Annotated in this window: 23 protein-coding genes and 1 pseudogene; 14 read left to right on the top strand and 10 right to left on the bottom strand. The window is 73.1% G+C overall.

The window, feature by feature from the left end:
• Nucleotides 1–99 precede the first annotated feature (99 nt).
• The 3 genes from dnaK to ABEA93_RS30835 all read left to right on the top strand — a co-directional run bounded on the left by dnaK (nt 100) and on the right by ABEA93_RS30835 (nt 3,550).
• A complete protein-coding gene (gene dnaK, locus ABEA93_RS30845) occupies nt 100–1,974 on the top strand; it encodes a molecular chaperone DnaK (protein ID WP_345679144.1) in 1,875 nt (624 codons plus the stop codon).
• A 128-nt stretch (nt 1,975–2,102) separates the two neighbouring features.
• A complete protein-coding gene (locus ABEA93_RS30840; RefSeq protein WP_345679143.1) occupies nt 2,103–2,513 on the top strand; it encodes an ArsR/SmtB family transcription factor in 411 nt (136 codons plus the stop codon).
• Nucleotides 2,510–3,550 (top strand): TIGR03086 family metal-binding protein, encoded by a 1,041-nt coding sequence (locus ABEA93_RS30835; RefSeq protein WP_345679142.1) that lies wholly within the window; start codon nt 2,510–2,512, stop codon nt 3,548–3,550. The genes ABEA93_RS30840 and ABEA93_RS30835 overlap by 4 nt, the downstream gene beginning before the upstream one ends.
• Nucleotides 3,551–3,738: 188 nt before the next feature.
• On the opposite strand, the gene ABEA93_RS30830 is transcribed toward ABEA93_RS30835, so the two are convergent.
• Entirely contained in the window at nt 3,739–3,987 is a 249-nt protein-coding gene (locus ABEA93_RS30830; RefSeq protein WP_345679141.1) for a hypothetical protein, read from the bottom strand.
• A 199-nt stretch (nt 3,988–4,186) separates the two neighbouring features.
• On the opposite strand from ABEA93_RS30830, the gene ABEA93_RS30825 reads away from it, so the two are divergent.
• Nucleotides 4,187–4,753: a DUF6328 family protein gene (locus ABEA93_RS30825; RefSeq protein WP_345679140.1), complete on the top strand. Its 567-nt coding sequence runs from the start codon at nt 4,187–4,189 to the stop codon at nt 4,751–4,753.
• Nucleotides 4,754–4,949: 196 nt separating this feature from the next.
• Here the strand turns inward: ABEA93_RS30825 and ABEA93_RS30820 are convergent, their stop codons facing one another.
• Nucleotides 4,950–5,732 carry an isoprenyl transferase gene (locus ABEA93_RS30820; RefSeq protein ID WP_345679139.1) on the bottom strand — a complete coding sequence of 261 codons (783 nt, stop codon included), beginning with the start codon at nt 5,730–5,732 and terminating at the stop codon, nt 4,950–4,952.
• A gap of 130 nt (nt 5,733–5,862) precedes the next feature.
• Nucleotides 5,863–7,236, bottom strand: a complete 1,374-nt coding sequence (locus ABEA93_RS30815) for an APC family permease (RefSeq protein WP_345679138.1) — start codon at nt 7,234–7,236, stop codon at nt 5,863–5,865.
• A 118-nt stretch (nt 7,237–7,354) separates the two neighbouring features.
• Between ABEA93_RS30815 and ABEA93_RS30810 the strand changes: the two genes are divergently transcribed.
• On the top strand, nt 7,355–7,786 hold the full coding sequence (locus ABEA93_RS30810) for a hypothetical protein (RefSeq protein WP_345679137.1): 432 nt from the start codon (nt 7,355–7,357) through the stop codon (nt 7,784–7,786).
• An 18-nt stretch (nt 7,787–7,804) separates the two neighbouring features.
• On the opposite strand, the gene ABEA93_RS30805 is transcribed toward ABEA93_RS30810, so the two are convergent.
• The 3 genes from ABEA93_RS30805 to ABEA93_RS30795 all read right to left on the bottom strand — a co-directional run bounded on the left by ABEA93_RS30805 (nt 7,805) and on the right by ABEA93_RS30795 (nt 11,058).
• Nucleotides 7,805–8,992, bottom strand: a complete 1,188-nt coding sequence (locus tag ABEA93_RS30805; protein WP_345679136.1) for a UDP-N-acetylglucosamine--N-acetylmuramyl-(pentapeptide) pyrophosphoryl-undecaprenol N-acetylglucosamine transferase — start codon at nt 8,990–8,992, stop codon at nt 7,805–7,807.
• A 141-nt stretch (nt 8,993–9,133) separates the two neighbouring features.
• Nucleotides 9,134–10,015 carry a siderophore-interacting protein gene (locus tag ABEA93_RS30800; RefSeq protein WP_345679135.1) on the bottom strand — a complete coding sequence of 294 codons (882 nt, stop codon included), beginning with the start codon at nt 10,013–10,015 and terminating at the stop codon, nt 9,134–9,136.
• Nucleotides 10,012–11,058 (bottom strand): ABC transporter substrate-binding protein, encoded by a 1,047-nt coding sequence (locus ABEA93_RS30795; protein ID WP_345679134.1) that lies wholly within the window; start codon nt 11,056–11,058, stop codon nt 10,012–10,014. Before ABEA93_RS30795 ends, ABEA93_RS30800 begins: the two co-directional genes overlap by 4 nt.
• Before the next feature lie 208 nt (nt 11,059–11,266).
• On the opposite strand from ABEA93_RS30795, the gene ABEA93_RS30790 reads away from it, so the two are divergent.
• The 6 genes from ABEA93_RS30790 (at nt 11,267) to ABEA93_RS30765 (ending at nt 16,057) form a co-directional block, all read left to right on the top strand.
• Nucleotides 11,267–12,244, top strand: a complete 978-nt coding sequence (locus ABEA93_RS30790; protein WP_345679133.1) for a FecCD family ABC transporter permease — start codon at nt 11,267–11,269, stop codon at nt 12,242–12,244.
• Nucleotides 12,241–13,326, top strand: a complete 1,086-nt coding sequence (locus tag ABEA93_RS30785; RefSeq protein WP_345679132.1) for a FecCD family ABC transporter permease — start codon at nt 12,241–12,243, stop codon at nt 13,324–13,326. The genes ABEA93_RS30790 and ABEA93_RS30785 overlap by 4 nt, the downstream gene beginning before the upstream one ends.
• A 4-nt stretch (nt 13,327–13,330) precedes the next feature.
• On the top strand, nt 13,331–14,167 hold the full coding sequence (locus tag ABEA93_RS30780; protein WP_345679131.1) for an ABC transporter ATP-binding protein: 837 nt from the start codon (nt 13,331–13,333) through the stop codon (nt 14,165–14,167).
• A 74-nt stretch (nt 14,168–14,241) separates the two neighbouring features.
• Nucleotides 14,242–14,808 (top strand): carboxymuconolactone decarboxylase family protein, encoded by a 567-nt coding sequence (locus ABEA93_RS30775; RefSeq protein WP_345679130.1) that lies wholly within the window; start codon nt 14,242–14,244, stop codon nt 14,806–14,808.
• Between the two features lie 335 nt (nt 14,809–15,143).
• The gene (locus ABEA93_RS30770; RefSeq protein WP_345679129.1) at nt 15,144–15,500 is read left to right on the top strand and encodes an MmpS family transport accessory protein; all 357 of its coding nucleotides are present in this window, start codon (nt 15,144–15,146) and stop codon (nt 15,498–15,500) included.
• Nucleotides 15,501–15,502: 2 nt separating this feature from the next.
• Nucleotides 15,503–16,057: a hypothetical protein gene (locus tag ABEA93_RS30765; protein WP_345679128.1), complete on the top strand. Its 555-nt coding sequence runs from the start codon at nt 15,503–15,505 to the stop codon at nt 16,055–16,057.
• A 21-nt stretch (nt 16,058–16,078) separates the two neighbouring features.
• Here ABEA93_RS30765 and ABEA93_RS30760 read toward each other — a convergent pair whose 3' ends face one another.
• Together ABEA93_RS30760 and ABEA93_RS30755 are read right to left on the bottom strand one after the other, a co-directional pair.
• Nucleotides 16,079–16,780, bottom strand: coding sequence for a response regulator (locus ABEA93_RS30760; protein ID WP_345679127.1), 702 nt, complete (start codon nt 16,778–16,780; stop codon nt 16,079–16,081).
• Complete coding sequence (locus tag ABEA93_RS30755) at nt 16,777–18,066, bottom strand: sensor histidine kinase (RefSeq protein ID WP_345679126.1); 1,290 nt, start codon at nt 18,064–18,066, stop codon at nt 16,777–16,779. Before ABEA93_RS30755 ends, ABEA93_RS30760 begins: the two co-directional genes overlap by 4 nt.
• 262 nt (nt 18,067–18,328) lie before the next feature.
• Here ABEA93_RS30755 and ABEA93_RS30750 point away from each other — a divergent pair, with 262 nt between their 5' ends.
• The 3 genes from ABEA93_RS30750 (at nt 18,329) to ABEA93_RS30740 (ending at nt 21,886) form a co-directional block, all read left to right on the top strand.
• Nucleotides 18,329–20,521 (top strand): MMPL family transporter, encoded by a 2,193-nt coding sequence (locus ABEA93_RS30750; protein ID WP_345679125.1) that lies wholly within the window; start codon nt 18,329–18,331, stop codon nt 20,519–20,521.
• Nucleotides 20,522–20,702: 181 nt separating this feature from the next.
• Complete coding sequence (locus ABEA93_RS30745) at nt 20,703–21,143, top strand: PIN domain-containing protein (RefSeq protein WP_345679124.1); 441 nt, start codon at nt 20,703–20,705, stop codon at nt 21,141–21,143.
• A gap of 206 nt (nt 21,144–21,349) precedes the next feature.
• On the top strand, nt 21,350–21,886 hold the full coding sequence (locus ABEA93_RS30740; protein ID WP_345679123.1) for an SRPBCC family protein: 537 nt from the start codon (nt 21,350–21,352) through the stop codon (nt 21,884–21,886).
• 6 nt (nt 21,887–21,892) lie between these two features.
• Here the strand turns inward: ABEA93_RS30740 and ABEA93_RS30735 are convergent, their stop codons facing one another.
• Both ABEA93_RS30735 and ABEA93_RS30730 read right to left on the bottom strand, forming a co-directional pair.
• Nucleotides 21,893–22,456, bottom strand: coding sequence for a YdeI/OmpD-associated family protein (locus ABEA93_RS30735; RefSeq protein ID WP_345679122.1), 564 nt, complete (start codon nt 22,454–22,456; stop codon nt 21,893–21,895).
• Nucleotides 22,457–22,627: 171 nt separating this feature from the next.
• A pseudogene (locus tag ABEA93_RS30730) lies at nt 22,628–22,977 on the bottom strand (hypothetical protein); the annotation flags it as partial.

The raw sequence follows: 22,977 nt of genomic DNA, 5'->3' as shown, positions 1-22,977 counted from the left end.
TTTGACACCGGCCCTTTTGACATCGGCCCGTTCCCGGCTTAGGACGGGAGTTGGGTCCGGGAGACCCGGCCTACCCGACGCGGGCGAGGAGGAACCGCCATGACACGTGCGGTGGGGATCGATCTCGGGACGACGAACTCCGTGGTGGGCGTGCTCGAAGGCGGTGAGCCGGCGGTCATCGCCAACGCCGAAGGGGCCAGGACGACCCCCTCGGTGGTCGGCTTCGCGAAAGGCGGCGAAGTCCTCGTCGGCGAGGTCGCCAAGCGCCAGGCCGTGACCAACGTCGACCGCACCGCGCGGTCGGTGAAACGGCACATGGGGGACGCCGCCTGGCATTTCCCCGAGACCGGCGACATCGACGGCAAGCGGTACACCGCGCAGGAGATCTCCGCGCGCGTGCTGCAGAAGCTCAAGCGGGACGCGGAGGCGTACCTGGGGGAGAAGGTCACCGACGCGGTGGTCACCGTCCCGGCGTATTTCAACGACGCGCAGCGCCAGGCGACCAAGGAAGCCGGGGAGATCGCGGGCCTGAACGTGCTGCGGATCGTCAACGAGCCGACCGCGGCGGCGCTCGCGTACGGCCTCGACAAGGAGAACGACCAGACGATCCTGGTCTTCGACCTCGGCGGCGGCACCTTCGACGTCTCCCTGCTGGAGATCGGCGAAGGCGTGGTCGAGGTGAAGTCGACCAACGGCGACACGCACCTCGGCGGCGACGACTGGGACCAGCGGGTCGTCGACCACCTCGTCGCGCAGTTCAAGAACGGCTACGGCATCGACCTGTCCAAGGACAAGATGGCCACCCAGCGGCTCCGCGAGGCGGCCGAGAAGGCGAAGATCGAGCTGTCGTCGGCGTCCGAGACGACCATCAACCTGCCGTACATCACGGCCTCGGCCGAGGGTCCGCTGCACCTGGACGAGAAGCTGACCCGCGCGCAGTTCCAGCAGCTCACCGCCGACCTGCTGGAACGCTGCAAGCAGCCGTTCCACAACGCGCTCAAGGACGCCGGGATCTCCGTCTCCGACATCGACCACGTGATCCTGGTGGGTGGTTCGACCCGCATGCCGGCCGTGACCGAACTGGTGCGCGAGCTGACCGGCAAGGACCCGCACAAGGGCGTGAATCCGGACGAGGTCGTCGCGATCGGCGCGGCACTGCAGGCCGGTGTGCTCAAGGGCGAGGTCAAGGACGTCCTGCTGCTCGACGTCACCCCGCTGTCCCTCGGTATCGAGACCAAGGGCGGCATCATGACGAAGCTGATCGAGCGGAACACGACGATCCCGACGAAGCGCTCCGAGGTCTTCACGACGGCCGACGACAACCAGCCGTCCGTGCAGATCCAGGTCTTCCAGGGCGAACGGGACATCGCGTCCTACAACAAGCGCCTGGGCATGTTCGAGCTGACCGGTCTGCCGCCCGCGCCGCGCGGCGTCCCGCAGATCGAAGTGACGTTCGACATCGACGCGAACGGCATCGTGCACGTCGCCGCGAAGGACCTCGGCACCGGCAAGGAGCAGTCGATGACCGTGACCGGCGGTTCCTCGCTGTCGAAGGACGACATCGACCGCATGGTCCGGGACGCCGACGCCCACGCCGCCGAGGACCTGCGTCGGCGCGAGGACGCCGAAACCCGCAACCAGGCCGAGCAACTCGTCTACAGCACCGAGCGGTTGATCCGCGACGAGGGCGATCGGATCCCGGCCGCCACGCGCACCGAGACGGAGGCGGCGATCGCCGAACTCAAGACGGCGCTGGGCGGCGACGACACCGAGGTCGTCCGCACGGCCGCGGAGAAGGCCGCGGCCGTCGCTCAGCGCATCGGCACGGAAATGTACGCGCACGCCCAACCGGGTGACGCGGCATCCGCACCCGGTGGCGGAGGCGCCGGAGATGCCGGCGGCCAGACCGCCGAGGACGACGACGTGGTCGACGCCGAGATCGTCGACGACGACCGGAAGGAAGGCAAGGGCTGACCGGCCACGCGCCGACGGCACGCCCACATGGCGCGCTGACCTGCGTATTCAATCGTCCGGTTGACCATGCTCGCGCACCGGCCTAGGGTGGTATTCAACCCCAAGGTTGAAAATGTGAGGTGGCTGCGGTGTCCGACGACCGGCTCTCCCGTGTGTTCGCCGCGCTGGCGGACCCGACCCGGCGCGACATCGTCGCCCGCCTGGCCGACGGCGGGGACGCCACGGTCGGGGAGCTCGCGGAGCCCTACGCCGTGAGCGTGCAGGCGGTCTCGAAGCACCTCAAGGTCCTCGAGGACGCCGGGCTGGTGAGCCGCCGCAAGGACGCCCAGCGGCGGCCGGTGCACCTCGAAGCGGACGTCTTCGACCTGATGACCAAATGGATCGAACGCTACCGGCGCGAGGCCGAGGACCGGTTCCGCCGCCTCGACGCCGTCCTGGAATCGCTCGACGACGAACGCGGCGACCCGCTCGACGCCCCCGTCGGCGACCAGGCGGCGCGGCCGGCCGGCGCGTCCCGGACGGAGGAAGCGGCATCATGACCGGCACCGACACCCGCCAGAACGACGACACCCGGATCGCGGCCGACCCCGCGCTGCCCACCATCGTGATCAGCCGCGAGTTCGCCGCGGCGCCCGAACGGGTGTTCCGCGCCTACACCGACCCCGACCTGCTGATCCAGTGGCTCGGGCCGCGGCGGCTGACCATGCGGATCGACGCGTACGACGCGCGCCGGGGCGGCTCGTACCGCTACGTCCACCGCGCCGACGACGGCACCGAGTTCGCCTTCCACGGCGTGTTCCACGACGTTCGCCCGGCGGAGCGGATCGTGCAGACGTTCACCTACGAAGGCTCGCCCGACGAGGTGAGCCTGGAGACGATGGTCTTCGAGGACCTCGGCGGTCGGACCCTGGTCACCACCACCTCGCTCATGAGTTCGTTCGAAGCGCGCGACGGCATGCTGGCGAGCGGCATGGAAGGCGGTGTCCGGGACGGCCACGAACGCCTCGACGAACTCCTCCGCGGCACCCCCGCTGCCGCCGAACACCGGCGTATCGCAGGCGTGTTCACCGAGCGCGTGCGCGCCGTGCCGGAGGGGGGCTGGGACGCCCCGGCGCCGTGCGAAGGCTGGGTCGCCCGCGACGTCGTACGTCACCTGGTCGAGTGGTTCCCGGAGTTCCTGAAGTCCGGCGCCGGGATCGCGCTGCCCAAGGGCCCGTCGGTGGACGACGACCCGGTAGGCGCGTGGACGGTGCACAGCGAGGCCGTGCAGGCCTTGCTCGACGACCCGGCGACCGCGGGAAAGACACTGTCCAACCCGCACATCGGCGACATCCCGCTCGACACCGCGGTCGACCAGTTCTACACCGCCGACGTCTTCATGCACACCTGGGACCTGTCCCGGGCGACCGGCCAGGACGAGGTGCTCGACCCGGAGAAGTGCCGCCAGTTGCTGACCGGCATGGAGCCCATCGACGAGGTGCTCCGTGGCAGCGGGCAATACGGGCCCAAGGTGGCGGTCCCGGCCGACGCCGACGTGCAGACGCGGCTACTGGCCTTCATCGGCCGGCAGCCCTGACACCGGCACAGTCACAGACACGGGCACGGACACGGACACAGGCGCAGGCCCGGCCTCGGGTGCCGGTCCCCGGGGCCGGCACCCGAGGCCGGCCGGGACTCCGCCGCGGCGGCCGGTCTCGACCTGACCGCGGCGGAGCCGGACTCGGACGGCTTCCGGCCGGATCCCGACGCGCGGGGTGACCGGGTCTACGGCGGCGGGGGTGCCGGCTTGGGCTCCGGCTTCCGCTCGGGGCCGGGCTCCGGCTCGGGATCGGGCTCCGGCGGGCCCGGTTCGGGCGACGGGTCGGGTCCGGGCCCGGGCCCGGGGAGCGGCGGTTCGGGGGTGAACGGATCGGGGGTCAGCGGGCCCGGCCAGGGGTCGGGCAGCGGCCCGGGGTCGGGGACCGGCGGCCCCGGCGGATGGGTGTCCGGCTCCGGCGGTGCGGGAATCGTCATGGCGCTCCTCCTGGACTCCTCGACGGCGCGTCGATCGCGGGCGATGGCGGCGCCGGTGCCGCGGGCACCGGGCGACCCCGCGGTTACCCGGCCGCGGCCCGTTCATTCACCTCGTTCATGCGCCCCCGCTGCCCGGCCGGGCGCGGCTGAAACCGGGCCGGACCGGGAGCCGGGTCTCTCAGCACCCTCGGGAGGCGCCGTGTCCGACACGTCAGCACCGCGCGGCGACGACGACGCGCGCGGCGCCGCGGGCCGCCGGGCCGAGCCGGACAAGGTCCGCGTCGGCCGCCGGGAGAGCGCCGACGAGCGCGCCGACCGGCGGTGGACCGATCTGCTCCAGGAAGTGCGCGTCGTGCAGACGGGTGCGCAGGTGCTCTTCGGCTTCCTGCCGAGCGTGGTCTTCACGCCCCGCTTCGGCACGCTGAGCGACTTCGACGTGGCGCTGTACGTGGGCGCGGTCGTGCTCGGCGCCGCGTCCATGGCCGTCCTGGTGTCCGTCGTCTCGCTGCACCGTGCGGTGGCGGGCCACCACGTCAAACCGATGCTGGTCCGCGTGGGCTATCGGCTCGTGCCGCTCGGCGTCGGGCTCCTGGCCTGCACGATCGGCTGCGCTCTGCTGCTGCTTCTGCGGGTCGCGGTCGGCGCGGTGACGGCGGGCCTGCTCACCGGGCTCGCCGCGGTGTGGTTCCTCGGCTGGTGGGTCGTCCTCCCTGCGGTCCTGCGCGCGAAACGCCCGGACCCGGGGGAGGGGGACCCGCTGGAGTGACCGTGCCCGCTACGGGACCGGCACCGTGAGCGTCGGAGTGTCGTTGTCCCAGGAGACGCCCGAGCTGCACGGGATGGTCAGCGCGGACGAGTTGTACTCGTCGGTGACCTTCTTGGCGGGTCGTCCATGGCGGGTCCGCGGGTGTGTCGGGACGGCCGACCGACCGCGGCGACCGCTCTGCCGCCGCCCTTGCCGACTACTTGCCGAACCGGCGTTCCCGGTTGGCGTACGAGCGCAGCGCGCGCAGGAAGTCCACGTGCCGGAACGCCGGCCAGTAGCAGTCCACCCAGTACATCTCGGCGTACGCGGACTGCCACAGCAGGAAGCCCGACAGCCGCTGCTCGCCCGACGTGCGGATGACGAAGTCGACGTGTGCCGCCGTCGGCGAGTACAGGTGCCGGGAGATGTCCTCCACCGCGAACCGCTCGACCAGGTCGGCCGGGTCGCCGCCGGTCGCCATGTGGGTCTCGAACGCGCTCTTCACCGCGTCGACGATTTCCCGCCGCCCGCCGTAGCCGACCGCGACGTCCACCTTGAGCCCCGGACGCCCGACCGTGGCCGCGGCCGCTTCCTTGAGTACCCGCGCGGTGTCGCCGGGCAGCATGTCGAGCGACCCGATGACCTGCACCTCCCAGGGGCGGCCTTCGGCCGAGATGTCCCGGACGGTCTCCTCGATGATCTCGATCAGCGGCTCGAGTTCCTCGGCGGGGCGGTCGAGGTTGTCGTCGGACAGCATGTACAGGGTCACGTGCGCGATCCCGTCGGCCGTGCACCAGCCGAGGAATTCGGCCACCTTGGCGCCGCCCGCGCGGTACCCCTCCCGCACGTCGGAATGCCCCGCCTGCCGGGCCCAACGCCGGTTGCCGTCGAGCATGATCCCCACGTGCTGCGGCCGGGGGAGACCGACCATCGTCGCCGACAACCGACGCTCGTACACCGTCTCGATCGGCCGTCGGAGGAACAACGGGAGCAGCCTCATGGGAAACATCTCCATCGCGTCGGGAAGCCTCGGCAGGCTACCAGGGGCGCACGCTCCTTCCTCAAGCCCTGCGACCCGGCAATTGGATTGACCGACAAGCGACTTGACGACATTGCGGCGATCGGGCAAGTCAGATGCCCCGGGCGGTCGGCTCCACCGGCCCGTCGCCGACCGCCGCGGCGGCCACCGGAGGCGCGGCCGCCGCGGGCACCGGTGTCCCGGCACCGCGATCCGGCCGCCCGGCACGGAACTTGAGGTAGACCAGCGCGGCGCCGGTGACCGCCGCGGGCCACAGCAGATACCGGCCGGACATCGCGAGCATGATCGCCACGGCCACCACCGCGCCCCACACCGCCACACGGTGCCTGCCGTGCTTCGGGAGCAACCGGACCGCGGCCGCCACGCCCACCGCGTAGACCGTGACGAACGAACCGGTGGTCATCAGCACCAGCGGCCGCACGCCGAGCCGCGCCGCCGTCACCACGCCCAGGGCGGCCACCGCGAGCGCGGACACGGTCGCGAGGCTGCGGCGCGGTACTTCGCCGGCCAGGCTGCCGCGGCCGAGCCAGGCCGGGAACGCCCCGTCGCGGCCGAGCGCGGCACCGAGCTTGGCGGCGCCCGCGTAGTACGCGTTCATCGCGCCGAGGGTCAGCAGCACGGCCACCATCGCGGCCAGCAGCTTGGCATGGCCGCCCATGCCGCGTGCCATGAGGGCGCCGAGCGGCGCGTCGGCGTCCGCGGCCGCCGGGCCGAGCACCGCGATGACGGCGAACGCGACCGCCAGGTACATCACGCCGACGACGAGTACCGCGGCGGCGGTGGCGCGTGGGATGTCCCGGGCCGGGGAACGGAATTCGCCCGCGAGGTGGGTGATCGCCTCCCAGCCCGCGAAGCTCCACACGAGCAGCGCGGCCGCGGGGCCGATCGCCGTCCAGCCGTGCGGGGCGAACGGGTGCAGGTTCGCGGTGTGCGCGTGCGGCAGCGACAGCGCGACCGAGGCGAGCAGGAGCACGACCAGCAGTCCGGCCAGCGCGAATTGGAGGCGTCCGGCGACCGTGATGCCGAGCGCGTTCGACGCGGTGACGATCGCCATGAGGCCCGCCGCGGTGGCCGTTTCGGTGGTCCGGCCGCCGCCGACGGCCGCTTCGACGTACGCCCCGGCGAACAGCGCGGCGGCGCTGGCCCCGGCCGGGATCGCCAGGTAGAAGCACCAGCCGACGACGCCCGCGACGCGGTCGCCGAACGCCAGCCGGGCGTACGTAGACACCCCGCCCGCGTCCGGATGCCGAGCGCCCAGCGCGGCGAACGTCGCGGCCAGCGGCGCGGACAGCACCACGAGCGCGAGCCACGCCAGCAGCGAAGCGGGCCCCGCGGCGTCCGCGGCGAGCGCGGGCAGGGCGATCACGCCGGTGCCCAGAACCGCGCCGATGTACATCGCCGTGCCTTGGAGCGCGGTCAGCCCCGTGCGCCGCCCGGCCGTCGTTGTCTCCTTCGCGGAACCCATGGAGCGAGTGTCCGGACCGCGAGACGGCCCCACCAGCGGCAGAAATGCCAGGGTGCGTTAAATTCCTGCCACTCGGGGGCGGGGTGGGCCGCCCCGGAACTCCGGCTCCGGAGCCGCCATGTCCCTCGTCACCGCCGTCCGGCACGTGCACGACACCCAATGCCGCCGACGCGGGTGGGAAGCCCGGCTGTTCGCAGCGTTCCTCGCCCTGGCCGTGGGCGCGGCCTGGCTCGAACTCTGCGGTGTGGACGCCGGCTTGGCCGAAGACGCCGGTACCGTCGTCGTCGCGTTCACCTGGCCGTGGACCTGCGCGATGGGGTGGGTCGGCTACTTCTTCGGCGCGAACTGGTGGACGGGCGGGACGTCGCCGATCGCGCGCACCGTGTGGGCGGCCGGGAGCCTCGTGGTCGTCCTGCTGGAAGCCGCGTTCGTGGACGCGGCGTTCCGGCGGCTGCGCGCGATCTTCCCCGAGCTCGGCCGCACCGCGCCGGTGATTCTCACGTCGGCGTGGCTGGCCGGCTCCGTGGCACTGGTCCTGGCGACGTTCTGAGCAATCCGCCGCGCGGCGTCAGCCCTTCGACGCCGCCTTCAGGAGCGCGTCGACCAGGCGTTCGGCGGCGTCCGGGCGGCCGTGCGCACGGGCTCGCTCGGCGATGGCGCGGCGCTTGGTGTCGTCGGAGAGCAGCGGGCCGAGGGCTTCCTGCAGGGTCTGCGCGCTGACCTCGCCGAGCAGCGCGACCGCGGCTCCGGCGTCCGCCAAGTGGCGGGCGTTGTGGGCCTGTTCGTTGCCCGCCGCGGAGGCGAGCGGGACGAACACGGCGGCCTTGCCCAGCGCGGTCAGCTCGGCGAGGGTGCCCGCGCCGCTGCGCGACACGACCACGTCCGCGAGCGCCAGCACGTCGGGCAGTTCGGGGCCGACGAAGCCGGTCAGGTGGTAGCGCGCGGCCAACTCCGCGGGCAGCGACGCCGCGTAGGTGCCGAGCGCCTCGACGTTCTTCGGGCCGCACTGGTGTACGACGTTCGCGCGCTCCAGCAGCCACGGCAGGCTGTCGCGGATGATCGTGTTGATCTGCTGCGCGCCCTGTGCACCGCCGGTGACGTACACCGTCGGCAGGTGCCGGGCGAATCCGTGCCACCCGAGCGCCTCGACGGCCTTGCTCGCGTTCCCCGCCAGCACTTCCGGGCGCACCGGGTTGCCGGTGACGACGGCGGTCGCCTTGGCCGCCTCGGGCAGCAGCCCGAGGGTGGACTCGGCCGACACCGCCACGCAGGAAGCCCCGCGGGCCAGCACGCGGTTGGCCAGCCCGAGCCGCACGGTCTGCTCGTGCACCACGAGCGGGCGGCGGCACATCTTCGCGGCCAAGCCGATCGGCACGGCGACGTAGCCGCCGGTGGACAGCACCACGTCGGGGCGGAACGCGGCGACGATGGACCGCGCCTGCGCGACGCCGAGCGGCACCCGGCCCATGTCCTTGACATTCGCGGGGGACACCATCTTCAGCGGGTTGGCCGACCGGCGGATCTTGCCGGTGGCGACCTCGGCGAACGCGATGCCTTCGGCCGCGGCGACCCGTGCCTCCAGCCCCGCGGCGGTGCCGACCCACAGCACCTCGACGGCGCGGCGGGTCACCGCGAGGCGGGCCTGCAGCGTCCGCACCGCGGTCAGCGCCGGATACGTGTGACCGCCGGTCCCGCCTCCCGTGACGAGCAGCCGGAACGGCCGTCCGGCACGGTTGTCGGAATCATCGTGGTTCACGGGCGCTCCCACAGACTCGGGCACGGTCGGACACGGCGGCCGTGGACGGGCACGGCCGCGACCACAGTATCGGGACCGCGCCCGCTCCTCGGCCACCCGTGTCGGGGGGCCGAGGAGGCCGGGCGGCCGGGGAGCGCGGGTTCAGTCGTCCTCGGCGCGGTGCGGGTCCCCGCCGGCGAGGGCTTCGGCGACCAGGTCGTCGTCGGTGGCGCCGCGCCGCCAGTAGCCGGTGAAGACGACCGACTTGCGGTCGATGCCGCGGACCGCGACCAGGTTGCGGCGGACCGCGCGGACCATGCCGGATTCGCCGGCGATCCACGCATACGCCCGCCCTTCGGCCGGGAGTTCCGCGGCCGCGACGGCGCCCGGCAGCGGGTCGGCGTCGTGCCGGACGAACCACCGCACGGTCGCGTCGGCTTTCGTGGGCAGGTGCCGCATGTCGTCCTGGTGCGGCACGGACAGCCAGGCCAGCGCCGGGAGACCCGCGGGCAGACCGGCGAGGATGCCTTCGGCGGCGGGCAGCCCCGTCTCGTCCGCGGCGATCAGCACCCAGTCGGTCCCGGCCGACGGCCGGAAGTCCACTCCGGCGTTGTCCGCGACGGCCGGGCCGAGCACGGTCACCCGGTCGCCAGGGCCCGCGGCCTGCGCCCACCGCGACGCGGGGCCGGTGTCGCCGTGCAGCGCGAAGTCGATGTCGACCTCTTCCGGCGCCCGCGATTCACGGATCGTGTACGTCCGCATGACGGCGCGCTCGTCCGGCGGCAGCGCCGACCAGGCCCCGAACCAGTTCTCGCCCGCGTCGGCGGGCACCACGGGGGTGGCCTGGCCGGGGTGCGGGAGGAAGAGCTTGACGCGCTGGTCGAAGCCCCCGTTCGCGAACAGGTGCAGGTCGTCGCCGGTGAACGCGATGCGGATCATGTGCGGGCCGACACGGGTCGAGCGCGCGACCCGCAGGTCGAAGAACCGGAAGGGATAGGCGGGCTGTTCGGGCTGTCCGGTGGCCGGCTCGGCGGTCTGCGTCACGTCAGCTTCCTCGCTTTCTGCAGGGTGGCGGCGAGTTGTTCGAGGATGGGCGCGCAGCCCGCGTACGAGTACCGCGGTTCGCTGACCCACGGCACGACCTGTCCGGCCTTGACCGCGGGGAGTTCGCGCCACGTCGGCTTGCCCGCGAGGTCCTGGGGCTGGAGGGCCGTGGACCGGTTGTCGAGGATGATCACGTCGGCCTGGTAGGTGCCGGCGGCTTCCCAGCTGAGGCTTTCGAAGTAGCCCTGCTGGTCGACGTTCTTGGGCAGCACGAAGTCGACGCCGAGTTCGGCGAAGTAGCGCAGGTCGGCGGACGGGGCGGGGGTGGAGACGTAGAACAGGTCGGGGCTGCCCGAGGCGGCCATGACCTTGATGCCGCCCGCGGCCTTCGCCGCCTGGCGGAGCGTTTCGGCGGCGGCTTCGAAACGCCGCTTGTCCGCGAGGGTCTTGGCGGCGTTCGGGTCGGCGCCGAGCGCTGCGGCCAACTCGGCGTGACGGCGCAGGGGTTCGGTGAGGGGCACCCCGGAGACGTTGAGGGCGACGCTGGGCGCGACGGCGAGGATCTTGTCCTTGCTGTCGTCGGGGACGTACCAGAGGGTGTCCTTGTCGTACGTCGCCGAGACCAGCAGATCGGGCTGCAGCGCGGCGTAGTTCTCCAGCGAGAACTCGCCCCACGTGTTGCCCAGCACCTTCAGCTTGCCGATGTCGAGGTCGCCGGCCTGGACGTCGGGCTTGCCGTCGGCGGTCTTGGTGGGCCCGAACACGCCTATGCACTCGATGCCGTAGTCGTGCAGCGCGGCGGCGGTGCCGACGAACGCGACGATCTTCTTCGGCCGCGCCTTTGTGCCGACCGTCTTGCCGCGGTCGTCGACGAAGCTCCACGGCCCGTCGCCGCCCGGCGCGCCCGAGCCGCCGGGTGCCGCCGCGGAACCGGTGTCGTCGGAGGAACTGCCGCAGGCCGCGGCCAGGGCGCCGACGCCGAGCGCGGCACCGGCCGCGAGGAATCTGCGCCGGGTCGGATCCGGAACGGTGAACTGCGGCATGGACGTGCTCCTTTACGGGTGGTTCACGGCATTTGAGGGGTGAGCAATTGCAGGCATATGTGCCATGTGCGTTATTTCGGCATGGCGATGCCCAGGCCACCCCTGGCCGACTCGGGGAGGTTAGGTTAACCTAACCTAACTCCCCAGCCCAGGGGTCGGCCGTGATCCGACAGGCCGTCACCCCGCACGATCCGCAACGGAGTTCCGCGTGAGACCCGCCCCGACTGCCGCCTCCGGCGTCCTGCTCGCCGCAGCGGTGCTGCTGAGCCTCGCGCTGGGCGCCCGGCACCTGAGCGTCGGCGAGGTATGGGCAGGGCTGACCGACCCGAATGCCGCGGGCTACGCCGTCGTGCACGACATGCGGCTGCCCCGCACCCTCCTGGGACTGCTCGTCGGACTCGCCCTCGGTGTCGCGGGGGCCGTCATGCAGGCCGTGACCCGCAACCCGCTCGCCGACCCCGGCCTGCTCGGCATCAACGCCGGTGCCTCGGCGGCCGCCGTCTCCGCGATGGTGTTCTTCGACGTCCGGGTCTTCGCCGGCTACGTGTGGTTCGCCTTCGCCGGAGCCGCCGTCGTCGCGGTCCTCGTCTACGCCGTCGGCGGCGGCCGCAGCGCCACGCCCGCGCGCCTCGCGCTCGCCGGCGCCGCCCTCAACGCCGCGCTGTACTCCTACGTGCAGGCCGTCATGCTGATCGACCCCGCCGCGCTCAACGCCGCCCGTTTCTGGGGCAACGGCACGCTGGCGAGCGCCGACATGGGCACCGTCCGCAAAGTCGCCCCGTTCATCGCCGCCGGACTCCTCCTCGCCCTGCTGCTCGCCCGGCCGCTGAACGCGCTCGCCCTCGGCGACGACGCGGCCCTCGCGCTCGGCGCCCGGCCCGTCCGCACCCGGGCCGGGGCGATCGTCGCCGTCACCTTGCTGTGCGGGGCGGCCACCGCGGCCTGCGGGCCCCTCGTCTTCGTCGGCCTGATCATGCCGCACGCCGTGCGCGCGGTGACCGGGCCCGACCTGCGCAAAGTCCTGCCGTACTGCGCGATCCTCACGCCCGCCGCGCTGCTGATGGCCGACGTGCTCGGCCGCTTGGCCGCGCGCCCCTCGGAGATCCAGGTCGGCATCGTCTGCTCGGTCGTCGGCGGGGCGCTGTTCCTGGTGCTGCTGCGCCGCGTCAAGGCGGTGGCGGCATGACCGCCCCGCTCGGAAAGACCGCCGCCGCCCCGGCCGCGGTGCGGATATCCGGCGCGCGCACCGTGCGGGCCGGCCGGTTCTCGGTGCGCTTCCGGCCGCGCGCCGTGGCCGCCGGACTGCTGGCGCTGGCGGCGGCCGCGGCGTTCGCCGTGCTGTGCATCGGAAGCGGCCAGTACGCCATGGGCTTCGGCCGCGTCCTCGACGCGCTGACCGGCCACGGTTCGCCCGCGGACACCTTCATCGTGCGCGAACTGCGGCTGCCCCGCGCCTGCGTCGCCCTCGCCGTCGGCGCCGCGCTCGGCCTCGCCGGCGCGGTGTTCCAGGCCGTGGTCCGCAACCCGCTCGGCAGCCCCGACCTGCTCGGCTTCACCTCCGGCTCGGCGACCGGGGCCCTCGTCGCCATCGTGTACCTCGGCGGCAGCGCGGGGGCCGTCGCCACCGGGGCCGCGGCCGGCGGCATCGCCACCGGCGTGCTCGTCTACGCGCTCGCGTGGCGGCGCGGCGTGCACGGATTCCGGCTCGTGCTCACCGGCATCGGCCTGACCGCCGCCCTCACCGGCGTCAACGGCTACCTCCTCACCCGCGCCCAACTCACCGACGCGGCCCGCGCCGTGCTGTGGCAGACCGGCAGCCTGGACGGACGCGGCTGGGACAACGTGGCCCCGCTGGCCGTCGCCATGGCCGTCGTGGTTCCCGCGCTGCTGCTCGGCTGCGGGCCCGCGCTGCGGATGCTCGAGATGGGCGACGACACCGCGTCGGCGCTCGGCGTCCGCGTCGAACGCGTCCGGCTCGCGCTGATCGGCGGTGCCGTGGTCCTCACCGCGCTCGCCGCGGCTGCCGCCGGACCCGTCGCGTTCGTCGCCCTCACCGCTCCCCAACTGGCCCGGCGTGCGACCCGCGCGCCCGGCCCCAACCTGCTGCCCGCCATGGCGGTCGGCGCCGCGCTGCTCACGGCGTCCGACTGGATCGCCCAACGGGCTTTCGACGACCACCCCCTCCCGGTCGGCGTGGTGACCGGCCTGCTCGGCGGGGTGTACCTGGTGGCCATGCTCGCGGCCGAACGCCGCGCGGGAAGGATCTGATTCCGTGGAGACGACGACCGCAGAACGCACCGAAGCCGCCGTCGGCCACCCGTCGGCCCGCCTGCGCGGCAGCGACCTCACCCTCGCCTACGACCGGCGCACCATCGCCACCGGCCTCGACGTCGCCATCCCCGACCGCTCCTTCACCGTCGTCGTCGGCCCCAACGCGTGCGGGAAATCCACCCTGCTGCGTGCTCTCGCCCGGCTGCTTCCCCCGGCCCGCGGCGGCATCGTCCTGGACGGCCGCGACCTTGCCACCTACCCGGCCAAGCAGCTCGCCCGTATCCTCGGCCTGCTGCCGCAATCGTCCACGGCACCCGACGGCATCACCGTCGCCGACCTGGTCGCCCGCGGCCGCTACCCGCACCAAGGCCTGCTGCGGCAGTGGTCCCGCGAGGACGAAAACGTCGTAGCCGCGTCCATGGCGGCCACCGGCGTCGGGGACCTCGCCGACCGGCCGGTCGACGAACTGTCCGGCGGACAACGGCAACGCGTGTGGATCGCCATGGTGCTCGCGCAGGAGACCCCGCTGCTGCTCCTCGACGAGCCGACCACGTTCCTCGACCTCGCTTACCAGATCGACGTCCTCGACCTGTGCGCCCGCCTGCACCGCGAGCAGGACCGCACCCTCGTCGCCGTCCTGCACGACCTCAACCAGGCCGCCCGCTACGCGACCCACCTGATCGCGATGCGCGACGGCCGCATCGTCGCCGAGGGCCCGCCCGCCGACATCGTCACCGCCGACTTGGTCGGCGACGTCTTCGGGCTGCGCTGCCGGGTCATCGCCGACCCGGAGACCGGCACCCCGCTGGTCATCCCCGCGGCACCTTCCCGGGAGTGATCCCGGAGCCCTGTCACACTTCTCCGCCGGCCGGTGTCTTCATGCCAACGAAACGCCACCACCAGGAGGACACCATGGCCCCCCGCATTCCCCTCGCCGACCTGCCCGCCGACCTCGAGAAGAACATGATCGAGCAGCTCGGCACGGTGCCCGAGCCTGTCGCGGCCACCTTCCACAGCCCCAAAGTCTCCCTGTCCAGCATGGAGTTCGGCGGCAAGGTGGCCGAGTGGGGCGACGCCGAAGAGAGCCTCAAGTCCTACGCGCACATGGCGGTCGCCACCCAGGTCGGCTGCGGCTGGTGCCTGGACATCGGCTACTTCCACGCCCTCAACCAGAACCTGGACCTGGCCAAGGCCAGCCAGGTGCCGGTGTGGCGCGACTCGGATGTGTTCTCGTCGCTGGAGCGCGACGTCCTGGAGTACGCCGAGGCGATGACGAACACGCCGCCTACCGTCACCGACGACATGTACGCGGGACTGCTCGACCGTCTCGGAGCCCCCGCGATGGTCGAACTCACCGCCTACATCGCCTTCGTCAACATGGCCACCCGCAACAACAACGCGAACGGCATCAGTTCGCAGGGCTTCTCGGACAACTGCGAGGTCCCGCTGGCCAAGCGCCCCGCCGCGTCCGCGGCCTGACCCGGCCGCGCCCCGCCGCCCCGCTGCCCGGGCGGCGGGGCGCGGGCCGTGCGTGTGCGCGATCACTCCGGAATCACGCCGCGCCGTCGGGGATTCGCGCGTAGTGGCGCCTCGCGTCCCTTCGTTGCCGGTTGCGGCTAGCATCGCCGGACTCCGGGCCCCCGCCGTGCGGCTTTCGCCGGTCGGGGCCCGGGGCATCGACGCGGGGCCACCGGCGGTCCCCGGAAGAAGCCTTCCCCGGGTGCGTGCTTCCGGCGCCGGACATCCCGGCGTCCGTCATGCACGCGCCACGAACACGGGGAAAAACATTGCGTAAAAGGAGTGCCGCGGTCGGATTGGCCGCGGCCGTGGGATCGGTCGCCGGCTGTTCCGGCGGCGGGGACACCGCCAAGCACACCGTCGTCTACGAGGTCGTCGGCCGCGGGCCTGCCGACGTCCGCTACGTCGTCGACGACCCGAACTCGGACGGCGAGGAAGCCAAGAACGTCGCGTCCGGCTGGACGAAGTCCATCGAGGTCACCACGCCCGGGACGCTCATGCACATGACCGTGTACACGTCGCCGTCCGAAGCGCCCGACGAGACGATCACCTGCCGGGTCACCCTCGACGGCAAGGTCGTCGACGAGAAGACGCAGAAGCGCTCCAACGTGTCCGACGCGTTGCAGTGCGAAGCCGACCTGTCGGAGCGGTGACCGTGCCGAATCCGATACCGCGCCCGCTCCGCGCCCTCGGCGTCGCGGCGGCGCTGCTGCTGGCCGGCACCGCATGCTCCGGCGGCGGGGGAGGCGGCGGCAAACCCTCCGCGAGCATCCCGGTGACGCTGCCCGCGACTTCGGCGCCGCCTTCCGCCGACCCGTCCGCGTCGGCCGGCGCGTCCGGCCCGTCCGCGCAGCCGAGCGCCACGAGCGCCCGGCCCGCCACCACGTCCCCCACGCGCGCGGCGACCACCGCAAAGCCGCGGACCAGCGCGCCCGCGGGCGGCCCGGACGCCAAGTTCCAAGGCCTCTGGTACTACTCGATGCGGGATCAGACCGGGGGAGTTCCGACCCTGACGGTGCGCGGATCGACGATCTCGGTCCAGGCGACGGGACTCAACTGCTCCGGCAGCATCTCGACGTCCGCGTACGTGAACATCTCCTGCAAAGGCGACACCGGGAAGGGCCAAGCCTCGGTGAGCGCCGACGGCAAGACGCTCACGATCGCCTGGACGGATACCCCGGCGGAACGCTTCCAGCGCACGAAGCCGTAGGCGCAGCCGCGCCGGCCCCGCTCAGGGCGTGCCCGGGCGGGGCCGGACGAGGCCCGACTCGTAGGCGGCGACCACGGCCTGCGCCCGGTCCCGGATGCCGAGCTTCGCGAAGATGCTCGTCACGTGGTTCTTCACCGTCGACACGCTGATCCGCATGGCGGCCGCGATCTCGGTGTTCTCCGCACCCGTCGCGATCAGACGCAGTACTTCGACCTCGCGCGGGGTCAGCCGGGACAGCACGCCGGAGGCCAGCGGCTGGGGCGCGTCGGGCGTACGCACGTACGTTTCGATCAGCCGGGTCAGCAGCCGCGGCGCCACCACGGACTCCCCGGCCTTCACGGTGTGCAGGGCGGCGAGCAGGTCTTCCGGCGACACGTCCTTCGGCAGGAAGCCCGAGGCACCGGCGCGGAGCGCGGCGACCACGTACTCGTCCATGTCGAACGTGCTGAGCGCGAGGACCCGGCATTCCGGGTGCGCGGCGGCGAGTTCCGCGGTCGCCCGCACCCCGTCCATGAGCGGCATGCGGATGTCCATGAGCACGACGTCCGGACGCAGCCGCGCCGCCGCGTCGACCGCCTCGGCGCCGTCCGCGGCCTCGCCGACCACCTCGACGGACGGGTCCGAGCGCAGGATCAGCGACAGGCCCGTGCGCACGAGCGGCTGGTCGTCGGCGATGAGGACGGTCACGCGGGCGTCCGCCCGCTCCGAAGCCGCCGCGGTCATGCGGTCTCCCGGGTGGGGATGGTCGCGGCGACCCGGAAGCCGCCGTCGGGGGTCGGGCCCGCGTCCACGAACCCGCCGTGCACGGCCACACGTTCGCGCATCCCGAGCAGCCCGTGCCCGGAACCCGGCAGCGCCGCGTCGCCCGGCGGCCGGTCCGGCTTCGCCCCGCCGGTGTCCTGCACCTCGACCGTCACCCGCCCCGGACGGTACGCCAGCCGCACCGTCGCCCGCGCACCCGGACCGGCATGCTTGCGTGCATTCGTCAACGCCTCCTGCGTGATCCGGAAAACCGCCAGCTGTACCGGCAGCGGCAGCTCGCGCCACTCGCCCGCCGCGGCGAACTCGGTGGGCAGCCCGGCCAGGCACGACTCCGCGACCAGGCGGTCCAAGTCGCCGACCCCCGGCTGCGGCGCCGACGGGGCGTTCTCCCCGTCGTCGTCACTGCGCAGTACTCCGAGCAACTGCCGCATCTCGGCCAGCGCGACCCGGCCGGACGCCTCCAGGGTGATCAACGCGGCACGCGCCGTCTCCGGGTCCCGGTCGAGGTTCGCGCGGGCGCCGCCGGACATGAGGTGCATGGTCGTGATGTGGTGCGCGACGATGTCGTGCAGCTCCCGGGCGATCCGGCGGCGTTCGTCGGTGACCGCGCGGTCCGCGAGCAGCAGCCGGTTCACGTCGACCTGCTTCTGCCAGCGCCGCACACCCGCGCTGACCCCGACGACCAGCGCGATCGCGGTGAGGTCGCCGGTGAACGTCCAGACGAACGAGTCCTCCGAGTTGCCGTACGCCGTCATCTGCCCGGCCAGCACCGCCAGCGACGCCAAAGCCACCGTCCGCGGGCGGCACGCCAGACCGACGGTGTAGAGCGCCGCGACCACCGACAGCGAGAAATGCGTCGGCATGCGGACGACGACGTTGACGACGATCTCGATGGCCAGGATCGCCGCGAGTACGACGATCGGGTGGCGGCGTCTGGCCAGGAGGCACGCCGCGGCGAGAACCAGGAGCAGGGCGCCGGTCACCGTGTACGCGGCGCTGTCCGAGCGCATGGTGACCGTGTAGCCGAGCAGGTCGACGGCGCCGACGGCGGCGGCGATGAAGACGTCGGCCTGGCGGGGGCGGGGCCCGCGCTTCCGCGGCTGCTTCGGCGGAGCCTCGGGCCGCGGCGGCGCGGCCGTCGCCGCGGGCGGGCCCGTCTCCGCGTCCCTGTCCGTTTCCGGCAGGTCGCGTCCGGTGATCGCCCTGCCCAGGCCGGCCAACGCCGCGGACGCCGGGCCGAACCCCATGCCGCGCTCCCTTCCGGCCGCCGGCCGAGTCGTGCCCGGCGCTTCCGAAGGTTCCGGGACTCCATTCCATCGTGCCCGGTCGGCGCCCCGGCCCGCCGCCGGCACGATTCGCGTGTCCTCCGCAGGTACCAGCCGCCGGCCCGGACCCGGGACCACGCTCCCGCTTCCGGCTCCGTTCCGGCGGCCGATGCCCCCCCGGATCGCCGGGTGATGGCCTGGGACCCGTCCGGAACCCCGGCCCGTCCCCCTCCGCGGAGAGACCATGATCCGTGCTCTGACCAGCTTCTCCACCCGCCACGCCTGGAAAGTCGTCGTCCTCTGGGTGATCGTCTGCGGTGCCATGACCGTGCTCGGCCCCGGCTTGATGTCGCGGGCTTCGGACGCCCAGACCGGTGACTTCCTGCCGAGCACCTACGACTCGGCGGCCGCGCTGCGCATCGCCGAGGACGACTTCGGCCAGGCGTCGGACACCACCACGGTCACGATGCTGGTGGCGCGCACCGACGGCGCCGAACTCGCGGACCGCGACCGCGCCCGGCTCGCGGACATCGCCGGACAGCTTGGGCGGCTCCGCGTCGAGGTGTCGCCGAGCGGGCCTTTGGTCAAGGACCGATCGCAGACACCACACGTGGCCGTCGGCCCGGGCGCACCCGACGGCAGCTTCCAACTGGTGACCGCCGACCTGCGCGGCGGTCCCGGCGATACGGCCGTGCAGGACGTCTACAAGAAGTTCCGGGACGACGCCGCACGGGAGTTCGGGGCGGCCGGCCTGCGCACCGGCTTCACCGGGCCGATCGCGGACGCCGTCGACACCGACGAGGCCAACAAGACCGCGACGATGGTGGCGGGGATCCTGACGTTCGGGCTGATCGTGCTGCTCAACGTCCTGGCGTTCCGGAGCGTGCCGGCGGCGATCGTGCCGCTGCTCGCGGTCACCCTGGTGGGCGGGGCGGCGACGGGCGCGGTGGCGGGGATGGCGCTGCTCTTCGGCATCCAATTGGACGCGTCGGTGCCGTCGCTGATCGGCGTGGTGCTGCTCGGGATCGGGGTCGACTACTTCCTGTTCCAGATGTTCCGCTTCCGCGAGCATCTGCGGAACCACCCGGACCAGGACAAGCGGACCGCGGCGGCGATCACCGCGGGGAAGGTCGGCGCGGCCGTCACCTGCGCGGCGCTGACCATCGTCGCGGCCTTCGCGACGCTCGGGATCGCGACCTTCGGGCAGTTCCGGGTGCTGGGCCCGGCGATCGCCGTGTCGGTCCTGGTCATGCTGGCGGCGAGCCTCACGCTGATGCCGGCGCTGCTCGCGGTGTGCGGGCGGGGGCTGTTCTGGCCGGCGAAGGCATGGAAGAAGGAGCCCGCGGAGGGCGGCTGGTCCGGGCGGTGGGCGACGCGGGTCGCGGCCCGTCCGGCACGCCACGCACTCGGTGCGCTGCTCCTGCTCGGTCTCCTGACCGCGGGCGCCGCGGGCGTGCGGATGAACTACAACGTCGGCGAGCCGCGGTCGGACACCGGGGCGGCGCGGACCGCGGCGGAGATCTCCTCCGCCCTGCCGGCGGGGGCGTCGGACCCGCACACCGCGTACGTCCGGGCCGACGGGGGTGCCGCGCTCGACGGGCGCGCGGTCGACCGGCTGGCCTCGGTGGTGGGCGCCGTGCCGGGCGTGGGACAGGTGGGTGCGGTCTCCTACACGCCCGACCGCGGTGCCGCGCGCTTCGACGTCTTCCTGGTGTCCCCGTCGGAGACGCACGAAGCCCGGGACCTGGTGTCCGGCCCGCTGCGCGGGGCGCTCCGCGACGCGGCGCCTCCGGGAGCGGAGGCGCATGTCACCGGGACGGCGGCGATCTTCGCCGACGTGTCGGAAGCGGTCGACCACGACCTGAAGATCGTGTTCCCGGTGGCCGCGGTGCTGATCGCGGTGATCCTGTTCCTGCTGCTGCGCAGCCTGCTCGCGCCGCTGGTGCTGATGCTCGCGGTGGGGTTGGGGTTCACGGCCACGCTGGGCGCGGCGGCGTTCGCGTTCCAACACGTGGCGGGGCGCCCCGGGGTGGCGTTCACCTTGCCGCTGGTGCTGTTCCTGTTCGTCGTGGCGCTGGGGACCGACTACAACATCCTGATCAGTGACCGCCTGCGGGAGGAGATGGCCAAGCCCGTGCCCGCGCGCGTCGCGGTACGCGAAGCCCTGCGGCACACGGCCCCCGCGATCGCGACCGCGGGCCTGGTTCTGGCCGGCTCCTTCGCGAGCCTGGCGGTGAACCCGGATACCGCCATGCAGGAAGTCGGCTTCTCGACGGGCCTGGGCATCGTCCTCTCGTCGCTGGTCCTGTCCCTGACCCTCGTCCCCGCACTGGCGGCGGTATTGGGCCGGGGGATGTGGTGGCCGCGCAGGGTCCGGAGCGGGGAAAAGCCGGACGAGCGGGTGTACCGCTTGCCGGAGACGACATCGATGCGCTGAGCATGCGGCAAACCTGTTTCGCTCGTCGGGGTGATGTGGTTGGTGGGAAATCACCGGGGAGCGTGAACGGGAGCGACAGGCCCGTGGCGCGTCGCGCGTGAAGCCTACGATCGACCGGGTGGGGGAGGCGGGGTCCGCGATGTGGGCCCCACCTGGTTGACGGCGGTCGGAGGGAGCGGGCATGTCCGCAGCGGTGGAAGGCGACGAGGACGAGTACGTGCCGTTGGTGATCGTCGACGGCGCGAACGTGGTGGGGTCGGTGCCCGACGGGTGGTGGAAGGACCGCAAGGCGGCGGCGGGGCGGTTGCGGGACGCGCTCGTGCCGTTCGCCGAGCAGGGCCTGCCGAGGGCGACGGGCGCTCCGGAATGGGCGACCCGCGGACCGCTCGACATGCTCCTCGTAGTCGAGGGCAAGGCCCGCGACCTGCCGGAAGTGCCGGGCGTACGCGTGACGAGCGCACCGGGGAGCGGCGACGACATGATCGTGCGGTTGGTGACGATCGAGCACGACGAAGTTCCGGAGCGGGCTTGCCTGGTGGTGACGGCGGACCGGGGGCTGCGGGCGCGGGTCACTCCGCTGGGGGCGGCGGTGGTGGGGCCGCGGGCCGTGCGGCCGCGGTGAGCGGAGGTGTCGCGAGGGCGGGCGGTCGTGTCGCGGGGGCCGGTGGTGGTGCGAGGCGTGGTGGTCGTGGCGTGGGGGGCACTCGGACGGCGGCTCCGACCCGGCCCCTCGGCCACCGCCGCGGCGTGGCACCCCCGCCCGTGCCCGGCCCGCGGCATAGCCTGCCGCGTGCCCAGTCACCCGTACGGCGAAGGACCGGATCCCGTATGACCCCCACGAGCTCCCACGCGGACTTCCTTCCCGTCGATGACGGCCAGCCAGCCGTTCGACTGCGCCGGACCTACCCCCACCCGGTGGGCCGGGTCTGGGAGTTCGTCAGCGACCCGGCCGAACTGGCCCGCTGGTTCCCGAGCCGCGTGGCGATCGACCCGAAGCCCGGCGGCGAAGTCCGTTTCAGCTTCGACGCCGGCATGCCCGACTCCACCGGTGAGGTCTTGGCTGCCGAAGCCCCCCGCCACCTGGCCTTCACCTGGGGCCCCGACGAACTGCGCTTCGACCTCGAGGCGTTCGACGGCGGCACCCGCCTCACCCTCACCAACGTCCTCGCCGAGGAGAACACCGCCGCCCGCAACGCCGCGGGCTGGGACGTGTGCCTCGACGCCCTGGACGCCGCCGCCCGCGGCGAGGCCTACGACGGCCCGCACGCCGGCCCCACCCCCGAATGGCGCGCCTACTACGCGGGGTACGTCACCGCGGGCTTCCCGTCCGGCGCCCCCGTCCCCGGCCTCGACAGCGGCGCCTGACCGGCCCTACACCCCCAACGCCCGCACGGCCTTCTCCGCCGCCGCTTGCCGTCCCTCCGCCGTCCGGGCCTGCAGCAGCGGCAGCATCACCAGGTACCTGGCGGTCTTGTCCAGCTCCGCGAACGCCTGCTGGGCCTCGGGATTGCCTGCCAGCGCCGCCGTCAGCTCCTCCGGCACGGCCGCGGTCGACTGCGGCGCGTACGCCGCGGCCCACCGCCCGTCGCGCTGCGCCTTGCGCACCTCGTCGAGCCCCGGCTCCCGCATGCGCCCCGCCGCCGCGAGCGCCGCGACCTTGTCGACGTTGACCTGCGACCACAGGCTCTTCGGCCGCCGCGGCACGTACTTCTGCAAGTAGTACGTCGCATCCGACGACCGCCGCTGACCGGAGATCCACCCCCAGCACAGCCCCACGTCGACCAGCTCGTCCGCGGTCACCGACGCAACCCCGGACCCCTTCTTGGCGACCTTGACCCACACGCCCTCATGCCGCCCGTGGTGGTCCGCCAGCCATCCCTCGAACGCCACCGCGTCCGCAAACGCGACGACCTCCACCCCACCGATCTCGTCCATGCGCCCAGGCTAGGCGGCCGGGGGCCGCGCCCGGGGTAAGCCGACTGCAACCCGACCGCAGGTCGTAAGCCGTCTCGCAACCGCCCGCAAACGCCGCGGTCCGCGGACACCCGGAGTTCCGGATGCCCGCGGACCGCTTGCGAAGCGCGTCGGCCGCGTTCTTGCGGACCGTCAGCCCTGCGGCTTGCCGTCCAGGCCGAGGATGGCGTTGGCCGGCAGCACGCTGTGCTTGAGGTTCTCGTCGACCGGGCCGTTGAACGGCGGGTACTTCGGGCCACCCGCGTTGCGGCGGTAGACGCTCGTCGAGTGCTCCGGGTTCTTGTCGAACTCGGGGATGACGTGCTCGCCGAACAGCTCGATCTGCTCGTGGTACTCGTCGTGCGTCAGGTTCGCACTGAGGCCGAACACCAGCTGGTCGCAGCCGACTTCCTGGTACTGCGCGACCTGCTCGCAGACCTCTTCCGGGGTGCCGCAGAGCAGGAAGCCGCCCGCGATGAGCTGGTCGAGCAGCTCGTCGCCGC

Origin of the sequence: Yinghuangia aomiensis, assembly GCF_039542225.1 — a bacterium.
In the GTDB taxonomy this organism is placed as follows: domain Bacteria; phylum Actinomycetota; class Actinomycetes; order Streptomycetales; family Streptomycetaceae; genus Yinghuangia; species Yinghuangia aomiensis.
The sequence above is the reverse complement of the archived record's forward strand: the minus strand, read 5'-3'. Positions and strand labels throughout refer to the sequence as shown.